We start from the raw sequence: 13,343 nt of genomic DNA, 5'->3' as shown, positions 1-13,343 counted from the left end.
ACATTTTTAGAAGAGAGTGAGCTTAATTCTGTTAAACGTAGTCTTTAACTAATTGATCTATAAATTGAAAATGCCAATCCTTCTTTAACAACCTAAAGACGAATTGTGCATCACTTAAATACTGCATCACTTCGTTTTTGTCATAGTCTAGATTGATCATACCTCTTGCAGCCTGTAAGTATAAATTGCCCAACATGGACATATCTTCAAGGGTAATAGATAGATCTATTCCTTCCTTTGCAACAAGAATTGTTTTTATATAATCTTCCTTATAGAAGTGCAGCTTTGCTAAATTAAAATAGACTTTTAATTTAAATTTTTGATAAGATTCAAGGGGAATATTTTCATTTAGTATTTCTTCATAAATTCTTTGGGCGGCATCATCCTCTTCATTTTCAGCTAAAACATTTGCTATTACATTTTTTATTTTCAAGACTTGAAATTGGGTGGAGTGAAGAGCCTTGCTTTTGACTAATTGACCTAATTTTTCTACACATTCTTCCCAGCCTATGTCTCCATTTAGTTGAGCAGCTCTATAATGATGCCAATCTATGAATTGATTAAATTGCTCACCTAGGTCCCGAACTTTTCTTAATCTCCGCTCAAAAGAGGTCAGTTCTAAAATATCCGAATACTTCTTTTGTCTTAGCAACATTTCTATGTTATCTTTCGTCTCAGTTATATACACTGTATTGTGACTAGCAATGTTTTGAAAAAAGTAGTCCATAGAAACATTTAAACGATTAGATAGATGATAGAGTATGTCTACGCTAGGGTATGCTCTGCCTACCTCTATACTACTAATGGTAGTTTGTGAACAAATTCCTTCCGCTAGTTCACTTTGAGAGAGTGAACGTTTCTTTCTTAATCGTTTTATTTCCAAACCAATCTCTTTACTAGTTATATTCATCCGACCACCTCCAAAATTACGACAAATGTATTAATTTGGGTATAAATGCTCAAAAACAAGAGAAAAACTCATATCTTTTTTGAAAAACAGGGTGCCATCCGGATTACATCAAAATTTTTTATATATTATAATTATACTAGAGCTTGGTAGTAATTAGGAGGATTATCATGAAGAAGTTGTTTTCTATTTTATTACTTTGTATAGTCTTGCTTTTTGTTAATCAAGACCTTGTATCCAAGGCCGAAGCATCTGGTTCACATGGCAGTGAAATGGGTTCGAATTCTAGAACTCAACCAGATATACCTTCTGAAGACTAAGAATTTATTTTCCCCTTCTGTTCTCAATTTCCATATCCCAAAAAGAACTGAGACAGATAGTGAAATAAAGCCTACCGAAACATTCAGGTAGGCTATTTATTTTTCAATTTATTTAGTTCTTGTCGAAAAAAAGAATAGTGAGTATAATATACTTATAAATTCTTTTTCCTTCTATATTTTTAGCAGCACCACGGTGTTAGCGGTTTTTAATAAATTAAGTAGCCTTTGGGCATTTAGGAAGAGTACATTAGTACTTTTTACTGGGTGTCCAAGGGCTTTTTTGCGTTTTGGCGAGTGCTAATAAGGAGGCTAGCATAGCTATACTCTTTTTTATATAGATATCAAACAATGAAGGAGGATTAGTATATTAATTTCAAAATAATCCAGAAGAGAGGTGAAGTCTAGCAAACAAGCTAGGCTATTTTTTATGAAAACAATCAACTATCATGCGATTGAAGAGACGAATGACAATCCCAAAATGGTGGAAGTGTACCTGGAACAAGCATGGCAAAATGCTTTTTGTTACGCATTAGCTTGTGAAATTCCTGAACACCATTGGCAACAGCCTAGAATTCTTATGACAATAATTGCTGGAAATGACTCCACGCTACAAAGTATGAAGGGTGCAATGGATATAGGAAGTAATGGAATTCACTTTGGCCACGGGAAGAAAACGTTGACCGGTTATGATTTTGAGCGAGAATTTCAGATTTCAGCTGAAAAGGGAGCATATGAAAAGTTTCCAATTACGATCAATCAAAACCGTAAAGCATTGGCTATTGTGCATAGCAAAGTCTTAGCAAATGAAGAGTATGTATTATCTTTTGATGGAGAACCAGAAGAGGATATAGCGAATTTGCTTGGTGGAAGTAAATATGGATTGCATATTTTAAATGAGTGGAAAAGTGTGGTTTACCACGAATTGTTAAGGTGCAAGCATATTGAAAAAATCCCCCTATACTTTGATGGCTCGCTATTTTCCAACGGATTATCTCTACTTAAGATTAATCTAACAGAAGAAGAGGCAGATAACTTAATTTCACGTATGATTAAAAACAAAATGTTATCTTTTCCTGTTGAAGGTTCAGGAGGCATGGTAGGTGCCATAGACGATTTAACTAATTACATGGTCGAGTTTTCTGATGATATGGTTAATAAATTGTCGCAAGAAGTAACACCTACACATGATCCGCTCCAGGATAGCAGCTTAGATCATTTTAAAAGCTATCCAAGGGAATTGTTTCCTGTTCAAGCTCATGTTGCTACAGCTGTATCTAAACGTTTGCATGAACAGAAAGCGGTTATTATCCAAGGGGAGATGAGCACCGGAAAAAGCTCCATGATGACAAGTATTGCTGATGGATTTAATCACATGAAAGAAAAGAAAGGTTATTTTGCTTGCTTGATGGTTCCACCATCCTTGACAGCTAAGTGGCCAGATGAAATAAGGGAGATTGTTCCTCATGCTGAGGTTCATGTAATAGAGAAAACGGAACAACTTATTCGCTTTCATAATCAATGGACTGCAAATGGTAGACCTAAACCTAGTAAACCTACATTCTTTGTCATTAGTTTTACGACGATGAGGGGAGATAGTAGGTTAATGCCTGCCGTTACTTTCCAAGAAAAAAAGACTCTTCTTCAAAAAACGAATGAGAGGACTCCTTATCGGTATGGTTATTATTGTCCAAGCTGCGGTCAAGCTCACCAAGTAATAGAGTCTACGAATGTAGTAGTTACTGAGGATGGTCAAGAAGTGGATGAACATACTAAACGCACAATGACAGCGGACGAGTTTGGTACTTCTAGAAGGTTAAAAAACAGCACCAAGCCACAAAATGCTTTTTGCAGTGAATGTGGAGAGAATTTTTGGAGCAAAAGGGTACCCACCCGTTATCAGTGCTTCAGCGAATGGAAAGAGCATGAAAAGAAATTAGTACATGCGATTGAGCAAAACAATAGAAAGCTAGTAGAGAACATCCAACAAACCCAAAAGGAACCTAACAAAGTGGTAGGGATGCCTAGAAAACTTGCAACTATTGAATATATCAGAAGAAGAATGAAAAACTTCTTTGATATATCTTTATGCGATGAAGTGCATGAATTAAAAGCCGGTATGACAGCTCAAGGTGTTAGCCTCGGTTCCCTCGCTGCTGTTTCTAAGAAAGTAATTGCTGGTACAGGAACCTTGTTTGGGGGGCGTGCCGAAGATGTCTATTACTTGCTCTGGCGTTTGTTCCCGCGTGATATGGTGGCTAGCGGTTATCAATACAGCGAAGTAAGAAGGTTTAATGAGGAATTCGGAAACATCGAAGAAACCATTTATGAAAGAATGGAATCTTCGGAGTTTAGTAACACGAATTCTAGAGGTGGCATTAGACGAACAGAAAAAATACTGCCTGGTATTTCGCCTTTCATCTATGGAAAATTCATGGTCCATAATGTAATCAATGTGAGGCTGAAAGATGTATGGCCGGATCCTGTAGAACTTGTTGATACTCCTACTATTTTTGTAGATATGGATGAGGAAACAAAAGAACACTACAAAGAGATGATTAGTACTTTTGAGCACGAAATTGATCAAAGAGATGATGGATTTAAGCTTTACCTTCCTATGACTGATTATGGTATTGCCTATCCAGATAACCCTTTCACTTTTCCAGATTGCACAATGAAGCAAGAGGAAGGGGACAGGGCGTTAATTTGGAAAGCTAAGCATTTATCCACGGATAGATTGCTTAATAAAGAGAAAAAGTTACAAGAGATCATCGAATCCGAAATGTCGGAAGGCAGAAAGAGCATTGTATATGTACGAGATACAGGTTCTTCTAGTCCAGGACGAGATTTGCGACCTCGATTAAAAGAGGTATTAGAAAAGGTTGGAGCAAAGGTGTGTGTTCTAGATACTGGAACAGTTAAAGGAAACCAACGTTCTAATTGGCTGAAAAAGAAAATGGAAGATGAGGACTATGATGTATGTATTGTTTCTCAAGAGTTAGTAAAAGTGGGGTTAGATCTTTTATGCACACCTACACTCATATACTATCAGTTCAGCTGGTCGCTCTTTACTATTAATCAAAGCGCTAGAAGAGCATGGAGAATTGGACAAGACCAGGAATGCCGCTTGTTCTATATTCAGTATAGAGAAACATTCCAAGAAACAATGGCTACCTTAATTGCTCAAAAAAATCGAGCTACAGCAGCTATTAATGGGGAAGTTTCAAGTGACGGACTATCCGCTATGTTAGGTGATGAAGGAGATCTCCAATCCATGCTAATCGAATCTGTTAAGAAAGGAAATAAAGTACTTAAAGGTTCGACAGAAGATTGGGTGAGTCAACACTCTGACCGGGCTAGAGAAATCTTATCTGGGATTGGTAAGAAAAAGAAGCAAAAGCCACTTTCTACCCGAGAGCAATTGCTCAATTGGGTGAGTCAGCATGTTGATACAGAATCAACTAAGAATGTCATTATTCGTAATGGCACTACGATAGCTGAAAATGTAAAGAGAGGGCTTATCTTAGGGTTTACAGTAAAAAACCAAGTTTTAGAGGTTGATATGACTACTGCATTCGGAATGGATTTTGTAGATGATGTAGCACTGCTGGACCATTTAACAGATCCACAACGTCAACATGACAACAGCATCGTCTCAAAAATAGTTGAAACCGAATCTGTTAGCAAGCGAAAAAAGGCACCGGTAGTGGATGGGCAGTTAGCATTCGACCTATTTTAAAAGGAGAGAGGATAACAAGTGAGTATGTTAATTATTGGGACACAAATTTTAATAATCTTATTCGCAGAGCTTTATTTAACAGAGAAATTTCTATATTGCCACTATAAGCAGAAACTTTTAGATTGTCCGTACTATCTTCCTCAAGAGAACTTTGTATTTGAAGAGGTCTATAACAATCCAATCTCGCAGAATACAACATTGGGAGCAGCACCAATCATGGAACATTCTGTTATTGAAGGGACACAAGCCGAAGAATTATTTCATGAATTGGTTCTGGATTTAGATGTAGATTTAAACATTACGAATGATAGTGACGAATTATCGTTGAAAGATTGGGTGCTAGAAGATGAAATAGACATTCTACCTTCTATGAATAGTAAAGGAACATCTAAAATTTCCGATGATAAAGAAGGCATTCATCTTTGGATGGTAAGTGTCTGTGGAATTGAAAGAGAGTTTATTCACGTTACCGATGGTAGTCGAATCTGGTTGAATATTGGAGATCTTGCAAAAGAGATTCGTCACGGTGACATATTATCATTACGTATAAAAAAGGAAAACAATTGTGTTGAGGTGTTAGAAGTTTTAGATATACAAAGGCTTCAACATGAGGATTATTGTATTCCAGATGAAGCAGAGTATTACTGTTATAAAGATGAAATTGAGATAGCAGAGGCAGTCTAATTTCAAAAAGAAGAGCGACTTTAATATGGGTATTACATCCCAGGTCGCCTCTTTCCCCAAATACATACAAAAACTTGTGTATTTGGGGAAGGATACTATTATTAGTTCTTTTGTACTAAAAAATAAGTTATATAGGAATATTTGTCGAAAATTGATGGACTTATATGCCCAAAAAAAATAAAATTAATTAGGGATATGGAAAGGGGAATAACCATGTTTTTACAAACGGAAAGTATAATGAACTATGTTGAACACTTGAAAGAAGAGTCATTGGCCGTAGAAATGATAGAATTAAAGTATAATGCACGCGAGAAACAAATTTCCATTGAAAGTTATGGTAGTCCTGATATTGTGCCAGCTGAGGACTACTATGAAAATGTACTGGATCACCTAGAATTCACTTACTTGAGCTGGCTGGCGCCTTTTATTCAAAAAATGAGAAGAGGTATCACTGTCACAATTCAAGTTGAACGTGACGGAAGCTTTAATGTAGATGATATTAAAGTTAATATCAATATGGAAATAGGAAAAGGAGTCTATGATGTGTTGGCAGCGGTATATCGCCCTTATCAGAGTCTTTCTCAATTCCATAAATTTGTTGAAAGTGTAGAATTTAAGGGTTATAAAAACAAATTGGTGAACATTATTTTTACGATTAATATTAACGCCAAAGAGTTTGCTATGGTGCTACAAAAAGGGAAGCCTAACGCTAAAATGGCAGAAAACTGGGCATCTATTACAGATATTGCCGAAGAAAAGAGTATGAAGCAATATGGTTTAAATGCTAAAGTTCCTGTAGTTAATGGAAAAATGGTTTGGGAAGTAAGAAAAGAAAAGATGAAGAAACTTTTCAAGGTTGCTGCTGAATGAAAAAATTTTTAATTTTCTTCATTATTTTATTGGGGTTCCAAGCAAGCTTTTCTAATAATAAGGTATCTGCTGTAAATAAGATATTGCCAGCCAAAAGGGACCCGAATACCATGCCAATAACACCTACAGATTCTTCTGGATTTTTTCAATCTATGATGACATCGCTTGATAGTTCGCTGCCTGCTGTTTATGAAGTTGGAATGAATGTAATCACCATTATCTTTATAGTTGCAGTAATTGGCTATGCTATGGCATTATTATTTAAAAATGGTCAGTGGATGAAATGGTCAGCGGGAATAATGCTATCCTCATTAGTAGTAATACTATTACTAAGAGGTGGGCCAATATTGTTTTATTCCACTACGGTAATGGGTGTACCAACTCTTATAAAAGATATAATGAGTTTTTTAACCGCTACTGGAGTATTTATAGCAGTCGGTATGCTCTTGACAAGCTTATTGTTTCGGTTCAACTACAAATTATTAAGACATCCGGACTACCACAGGTGGAGTAGAAGGCTGTTAGTTGGATCTATTTTAGTCGCTACGCTTTCTACCGTTATACCAGTAGTATTTATGGCAACATAAGTTTAAGTATGGGAGGTGCTATATGTTAAGTTTAGTAGTTAATAACGCAAAGAGAAATACGTCCACTTGCCAGACGGACTGTATGATGTACGATGGTTTTACAAACCAATGTGGTTATTGGAAGAATATTGAGGTAGATAATCCTAAAGTGTTCTTTTCTTGTGAAAAGAAGGTATTAACAAAGAGTGCCCAAAATTCTAAAGAACACTACTGGAAAGAGCATATGGAATCCTCCTTTTCCAACCACTTCAATATTGAAGGATACCCATTTGCACCTTCAAAGAGTATTGATAGGGAAGATGCATATTGGTATGTTTCTGAAGATAAAACGTTTGGATGTTGGGTAATCAACATCAACAAGTCCAAAAACATTGTTTCCTTAATTAACCACAACTCTATTGTGTCTTCAAGACAATATCCATCACCAATTCCGCTCCATGATCATGAGGCACCGGAGCCCATAGCATCTTTAATGTGTTGGTACGTTAATGAATATGGGATTGGAGAATATACAATGATAAAAGGAAACAAATTAGTGAATTTGAGTTAAATTATGTTGTTTTCAAGCACCTGGAAGCTCTATAATATAAATAGAGCTTTTTGTTTTTTCTAAAAATTACATAACAAGGGATAACCCTCTATATAAGGCTGCCTTTATTTGGCGTGTCTGTATAGGGGGTTTTTTTGTTCGAAAGGAGCACATTATTGAAAGTAAGTTTATTAATGGAAGGGCATGAGGGTGAGGGGCTTAAAACTCTTCTGCAGATAAATTTTCCTAGCTACGAAATACATACTTTAAAGCTTTCAACCTGGGTGGAAGATAGAGAGTTTATATTAAATTCAAGTCTAGTGATTATAGATTCCTCTCTAGATACGCGAATTAGTGAGTTGAGTATGGTAGAAAAAATAGCGAAGTTATCTAACAATGTCCTGTTGCTGTCGGAGAAAAATGAAGAGGAAGTTATTTTGGATTACTTTTATCTAGGGGTAAAGGGAGTTTTATTAAAGAATAATCAAGTTACCACTCTATTAGATGCCATCTCTTATGTCATACAAGGTGAGATTTATGTAGATCAAAGAATCAATCGTCACATTATAGCGAATCTATTTAAAAAAGAAAAACAACAAGTTAAAAGTACACAAAGCATAAGACCGCAGGATCTGCTTACAAAAAGAGAATGGGAGATATTAGAGGCGATGGCCTTAGACATATCTAATAAAGAAATCGCAAAAACATTATATGTTTCTGAGCCAACCATTCACAATTACTCTGCAAGTATACAAAAGAAGCTCAATGTGAATAGTCGTGTAGGGGCTGTAGTGAAAAGCATAAAGGAAGGTTGGATTAACGCTTACTAATATAAATGTCAGAAAAATAAAAAATAATTTACAAATTTACTATCCCTATTGTATTATATAAAGTAATACAAAATGAATTATTTAAAAAGGGGGACTAGTAATGAAAAAGACAATTGCTATTTTTGGAGGGAGCCAGGAAAAAACTTACAAACAAGTAGGAAGTAAATTCGGTTGTGAGGTATTGTTTCACTCAGGGAAAACACGTAACGGGGGGAATAAAAAAGAGTTTCGCAGCATTATTAAAAAGGCAGATGTTGTGGTTGTTTTGCTAGGAGCATGTGGGCATGTGTCAATGGACATAGTGAAGGAATTATGTAAAAAGAGCGGGAAACCAATTCAGTATGTAAATGGATTTGGTGCTAGCGGCGCAATTCAAAAAGGTCTAGAAACGGTTACCGCTGCATAGGAAAGGAGATGTATTAAAATAAGTGGTTTACAGAAATGCCCGTTAATAATTTTCGAAAAGCCTGCCCAGGCACGAAAAGTTTGTGCAGCCTTTCCTACGAAAGATTGTCGAACACATTTAGAAGTTGCACCAAACAAATATTTACCATCTGGAGCTATCGCGGTGTGGTGTGTAGGGCACGTCTTGCAACTTGTAGATGCAGACAAATATTCAGATGAATACCGAAAATGGGATCTTAAACATTTGCCTATTATACCGGCTGCATTCAAATATCAGGTTGATTCAAAGAAAAGTGGAATCTTTACTAACATTAAAAAGTGGGTTAACAACCCTAAAATAGATTACATCATTCATGCTGGAGATATTGAAAGAGAAGGTCAACTTATTGTTACAGAAATTCTTCGATACATTAATAACAGGAAGCCCGTTAAACGGTTATGGTCCTCCTCGTTAACTAAATCGGCAGTTCAGAATGCTTTTCTTCAATTAAAAAACGACGAACATTATCATAATCTTTTTGTTGAAGCTCAAACTCGGCAGAAAAGCGACTGGGTCATTGGGATAAATTTGAGTAGGTGTGTAAGTATTCTGATGAAAGAGAAAGGTGTTCACGACTCGCTTTTTAGTTTAGGAAGAGTGCAAACAAGTTTGGTTTCTATAATTAATAAGAGAGAAAAAGAAATTGAAGATTTTAAGAGTGTTCCATTCTGGAATATAAAAGGGAAATTCATTGCATCTGGTACTCCTTATTATGGGAAGTGGTGCATTGATAATCTCGAAAATATCTTTGACAAGGAGAGAGCTGAAGCTTTAAGTCTCTATTGTACATCTAAAGAAGCCCGTATACATAAAGTGGACGGTGATCATATAGAAGTGCCTCCACCTCAGTTTTATAATTTAACAGCAATTCAAGAAGAGGCTAATAAACTATATAAATATTCTCCCGATAAAGTCCTGGATATTGCACAAGAGTTATATTTGAAGGGAGCTATTAGTTATCCGAGAGCTCAACCCAGAGTCGTGTCAGACAACGAGGCTCAAGAATTCCCCGAGATATTGTCCACTCTTGAACAAATTACTTTCTTTCAATCATACTTCCCTACACCAATGAAAGACATTAGCAAAAATAAACGTTTTGTCGATGGTAGTAAAGTAAACGATCATTACGCCATTATCCCTACTGTAGAGGTTCCGAATATTTCTAAGTTAAGTATTGATGAACAGCGCGTATATAAAATGATCACCCTACGATTTATATCTGCCCATTATCCTGCAGCTGTATATAAACAGACATCAATAACTACATTGATTGATGAGCAATTCACTTTTTCTACTAAAGGAAAGCAAGTGGTGGTACATGGCTGGAAAGCTATTTTAGGCGAAGGGGAACAACCTGCCAAAGGGGATGAAGATGATTTTCTCCCATCATTGGAAGTTGGAGCTACAGTAGAGCTAGATAACCTAGAAGTTACCGAAGGGAGAACAACTGCTCCACCTAGATATACACAAGGACAATTAGTAAAGGTAATGGAGCAAGCAGGAAGAACCATAGAAAAAGACGCCAGGGCCGATTATACTACCAAAGAATTGAGTTTGGGTACAGTAGCAACCAGGGCTTCTATTATTAAGCAGATCACATCCAAAGCTTATATCGAAGTTAAGGACAATCTTGTTTTTATGACACCAAAGGGGAGACAACTAATTAGCATACTGGGTGAAGGTTGCTGGATTTCCTCTCCCATCACTTCAGGTAATATGGAACGCTCTCTAGAGGAAATTGGAGCAGGAAAAAGGAAACCTGACCCTTTTCTCCATCGTATAAACGAACTAGTCATGCAATTAATCAAAGAGCTCCAAGATAAATCTCCTAAATGGGAAATCCAAGAATCGCTACAACTGGCACCTGAGAACAAGGGTGCGGATATAGGTGAGCCAATAGGAGTTTGCAAATTATGTGGTGAAACTGTTATCGACAAAGGGACTTTTTATGGATGTTCAAGTTTTCATGAGACAGGCTGCGACTTCAGTATTCCTAAAACATTTCTTTCTAAAGAAATCAAACCCCACATTGCAACTAAGATTCTTGAGTCAGGGAACAGTGGCTTGTTGACAGGGTTTAAAAAGAAGAATAAGACCGATGAATATTATGATGCTTTTATTGTATGGGACGAGAATAAAAAAAGACTTTCTTTGACATTCCCACCAGGTAAGGTTAGTTCTTGAATTGGAGGTAAAAGACTATGCAATCTGCTGTATTAACTAGTGGAAAAATTGTCACCGCTGATGAGTACAATCCAGACATCCATGGGAATAGCCTGTACTGTTATGATGTGTCTTGCAAAGCTCCTGTTATTTTTGTAAAAGGCGGCGACAACGTTGCTTCACATTTTAAAACCACAGGAAAGTCAGACGAAAATAAGCATCATACGCAATGTGGATTTTACAGGCCACTCTCATTCTTTGAGTCCGTTAATAAAGTGCAGGAGTATCAAGACGGAATGCTAGAAGGTGGTATAAAGCAAAACATTGTGAAGATAAATTTTAATCAGTTAGACCCTGATTACGAACCTAAGCAAATTAATCGTGAAGAGAAGGAGAAAAAAACTGTAGATCCGACAGATATTAAAATAAAGAAAGAATCAAAAACCACGAAAAGCATTAACTCTCTTAAATCTATAGTTACTCTTTTAACCTCATACGACCCAGGGATTTTATCTAGTATTGTTGTTCAAGTGAAAGATGAGAAGATTCCCATCTCTAAATTAATCTTACATTCCGATACGGCTTACTCCTTGCATTGGAATGAAGAATTATTAGAAATACCTTATTTCGTTTTCGGGAAAGTCGTGAGGGTGATTAGGAGAGAAAAAGTGTATTATATTTTACTTGAATCTCATAACAATTCTCGATTCTCATTAGTGATATTTGATAAATACTTTAAACATTTTACATTAAGAGACGAGCAGCTAGTTGGGAAGGAAATCATCACGTACGGCCACCTAAGGAAAAATGACTATAACCAGGATATGAAACGAAGTGAATTGTGCATTAAATCGGATAAGTTTCTTCAAATATTAACTAGAAGAGGTGATTAAATGAATCAATTAGAGTGGCAAAAGAAGGTAATCAAAGAGGAGTTTGTAAATTCATCTTTAGAAAAGGAAGAGAAGGTGCAGGACCCAAATAGAAGCTTCCGCTTCCGGAAAGCAAAAAGGTTTCCAAGTTCATTAACAAATCCTCTATACAGTAAAAACAAATAAGGGTGAATCTTAGGAGTAGAAATGACAATAAATGATATATTTTCCCTAGTATAGAATCCTTAACTGATGCAATAGGAGCTAGAGGCAATCGAATTGATGCATTGTGTAGGGGAAAGTTTTGTGATATGTTGCCTAAGCATCGACTTGAGAGAGATTAAAAATTGCTAAACGATATGATGAAAGAAAAAAGGAGCTGTCTGAGTTCTCAGAATGCTCCTTTTTAATTACTTGGCTGGGCACTACTTTTCTCACTGAGGGTTTTTATTTTCTCTAAAATGATATTATCATACAAGTGATTTTTATACAGATGAAATATCGTCTTAGCCTCTTCATAATATTCAATAGCTTTCGGCCAATTCCCCATTAATTCGTAATTATAGCCTATCTGATAATGCAGCTCACCGAAGAACTTTTGAGTTTGTTCGGAGATACAGTATTCTATCCCTTCTTCACAAAGCTTAATAGATTCACGGTAATCTTGTAAACGCGTATAAGCTCTAGCTCTAAAATAGCAGTAGCGTAAATGAATGCGACTGTCATGAATAAGTGGTTTCTTTTCTATTTCTATTTTTATTCGATCATATAAGTGTAAAGCTCTATTTAGTTCGTTTAATTGATTGTAAGCTGAACCCAAACTAAGTGCTATTTCAATTTGTTGATCACTCCAATATTTATCCACAGGTGTTAAATTGAATGCTTGATTATATGTATCAACCGCTTCTTTAAATTCCTTAAAATATTCAAATTCTACAATGCCTTTATGCCAAAGCAGGAATTGAAAGTTTAGTTTATCTTCTCTAAATAATGGATTCGTAAATTCCCTATTAATTATTTTTAGAATATCCGGATATTTAAAAGCATTTTTTAGATCATTTATCTTCTTTTTAACAGCTGTTACATAATCCAAATTAGGGGTGGTGCCAATATCAAAGAAATAATTTGGATCTACACCTAATTTTTGAGAAATATAGAATAGGGTATTAGCTTGAGGATATCCGGCTCCTCTTTCTATTTTACTAATCTGCGCCTGGGTGCATATTTCTGATGCCAACTCTTCTTGAGAATACCCAGCTTTTAATCGAAGTTCTCTAATTTTATTTCCTATTAATTTCGGATCCATAGCATCAATCAACCCCTTATTGGGGTCCTACCAACAAAACGCGGAAAACATACGCTAAGCAAATTTCGACATGAAAAAAGCCGATTTTTCCTAC

General features: G+C 36.0%; 13 protein-coding genes. 11 read left to right on the top strand and 2 right to left on the bottom strand.

Annotated features, from left to right (window positions below; all coding sequences use genetic code 11):
• Positions 1-31: 31 nt before the first annotated feature.
• Complete coding sequence (locus HC179_RS15430; RefSeq protein ID WP_168865113.1) at positions 32-910, bottom strand: helix-turn-helix domain-containing protein; 879 nt, start codon at positions 908-910, stop codon at positions 32-34.
• Between the two features lie 167 nt (positions 911-1,077).
• Between HC179_RS15430 and HC179_RS15425 the strand changes: the two genes are divergently transcribed.
• The 11 genes from HC179_RS15425 (at position 1,078) to HC179_RS15375 (ending at position 12,129) form a co-directional block, all read left to right on the top strand.
• Positions 1,078-1,227 carry a hypothetical protein gene (locus tag HC179_RS15425; RefSeq protein ID WP_168865112.1) on the top strand — a complete coding sequence of 50 codons (150 nt, stop codon included), beginning with the start codon at positions 1,078-1,080 and terminating at the stop codon, positions 1,225-1,227.
• Between the two features lie 427 nt (positions 1,228-1,654).
• On the top strand, positions 1,655-4,963 hold the full coding sequence (locus HC179_RS15420; protein WP_168865111.1) for a helicase-related protein: 3,309 nt from the start codon (positions 1,655-1,657) through the stop codon (positions 4,961-4,963).
• 18 nt (positions 4,964-4,981) lie between these two features.
• The gene (locus HC179_RS15415; RefSeq protein WP_168865110.1) at positions 4,982-5,647 is read left to right on the top strand and encodes a hypothetical protein; all 666 of its coding nucleotides are present in this window, start codon (positions 4,982-4,984) and stop codon (positions 5,645-5,647) included.
• Positions 5,648-5,860: 213 nt separating this feature from the next.
• Positions 5,861-6,517, top strand: a complete 657-nt coding sequence (locus tag HC179_RS15410; protein WP_168865109.1) for a hypothetical protein — start codon at positions 5,861-5,863, stop codon at positions 6,515-6,517.
• Between the two features lie 110 nt (positions 6,518-6,627).
• Positions 6,628-7,104, top strand: coding sequence for a hypothetical protein (locus HC179_RS15405; protein ID WP_168865108.1), 477 nt, complete (start codon positions 6,628-6,630; stop codon positions 7,102-7,104).
• 22 nt (positions 7,105-7,126) lie between these two features.
• Complete coding sequence (locus tag HC179_RS15400; RefSeq protein ID WP_168865107.1) at positions 7,127-7,654, top strand: hypothetical protein; 528 nt, start codon at positions 7,127-7,129, stop codon at positions 7,652-7,654.
• A 155-nt stretch (positions 7,655-7,809) separates the two neighbouring features.
• Positions 7,810-8,463, top strand: a complete 654-nt coding sequence (locus HC179_RS15395) for a response regulator transcription factor (RefSeq protein WP_168865106.1) — start codon at positions 7,810-7,812, stop codon at positions 8,461-8,463.
• A gap of 100 nt (positions 8,464-8,563) precedes the next feature.
• Complete coding sequence (locus tag HC179_RS15390) at positions 8,564-8,869, top strand: DUF2325 domain-containing protein (protein WP_168865105.1); 306 nt, start codon at positions 8,564-8,566, stop codon at positions 8,867-8,869.
• A gap of 12 nt (positions 8,870-8,881) precedes the next feature.
• Positions 8,882-11,092 carry a type IA DNA topoisomerase gene (locus HC179_RS15385; protein WP_346775153.1) on the top strand — a complete coding sequence of 737 codons (2,211 nt, stop codon included), beginning with the start codon at positions 8,882-8,884 and terminating at the stop codon, positions 11,090-11,092.
• A gap of 17 nt (positions 11,093-11,109) precedes the next feature.
• Complete coding sequence (locus HC179_RS15380; RefSeq protein WP_168865103.1) at positions 11,110-11,964, top strand: hypothetical protein; 855 nt, start codon at positions 11,110-11,112, stop codon at positions 11,962-11,964.
• Positions 11,965-12,129, top strand: a complete 165-nt coding sequence (locus tag HC179_RS15375) for a hypothetical protein (RefSeq protein WP_168865102.1) — start codon at positions 11,965-11,967, stop codon at positions 12,127-12,129.
• Between the two features lie 220 nt (positions 12,130-12,349).
• Here HC179_RS15375 and HC179_RS15370 read toward each other — a convergent pair whose 3' ends face one another.
• Complete coding sequence (locus tag HC179_RS15370) at positions 12,350-13,249, bottom strand: helix-turn-helix domain-containing protein (RefSeq protein WP_168865101.1); 900 nt, start codon at positions 13,247-13,249, stop codon at positions 12,350-12,352.
• Between the last annotated feature and the right edge of the window lie 94 nt (positions 13,250-13,343).

The organism is Bacillus sp. RO1, assembly GCF_012524115.1.
Taxonomy (GTDB): Bacteria; Bacillota; Bacilli; order Bacillales; family Bacillaceae_I; genus Sutcliffiella_A.
This window is presented reverse-complemented; position numbering and strand designations above follow the sequence as displayed.

Coding starts and splice junctions, on each gene's coding strand:
- HC179_RS15430 (WP_168865113.1), bottom strand. CDS start 910: ATGAATATAACTAGTAAAGAGATTGGTTTGGAAATAAAACGATTAAGA.
- HC179_RS15425 (WP_168865112.1), top strand. CDS start 1,078: ATGAAGAAGTTGTTTTCTATTTTATTACTTTGTATAGTCTTGCTTTTT.
- HC179_RS15420 (WP_168865111.1), top strand. CDS start 1,655: ATGAAAACAATCAACTATCATGCGATTGAAGAGACGAATGACAATCCC.
- HC179_RS15410 (WP_168865109.1), top strand. CDS start 5,861: ATGTTTTTACAAACGGAAAGTATAATGAACTATGTTGAACACTTGAAA.
- HC179_RS15405 (WP_168865108.1), top strand. CDS start 6,628: ATGCCAATAACACCTACAGATTCTTCTGGATTTTTTCAATCTATGATG.
- HC179_RS15400 (WP_168865107.1), top strand. CDS start 7,127: ATGTTAAGTTTAGTAGTTAATAACGCAAAGAGAAATACGTCCACTTGC.
- HC179_RS15390 (WP_168865105.1), top strand. CDS start 8,564: ATGAAAAAGACAATTGCTATTTTTGGAGGGAGCCAGGAAAAAACTTAC.
- HC179_RS15380 (WP_168865103.1), top strand. CDS start 11,110: ATGCAATCTGCTGTATTAACTAGTGGAAAAATTGTCACCGCTGATGAG.
- HC179_RS15375 (WP_168865102.1), top strand. CDS start 11,965: ATGAATCAATTAGAGTGGCAAAAGAAGGTAATCAAAGAGGAGTTTGTA.
- HC179_RS15370 (WP_168865101.1), bottom strand. CDS start 13,249: ATGGATCCGAAATTAATAGGAAATAAAATTAGAGAACTTCGATTAAAA.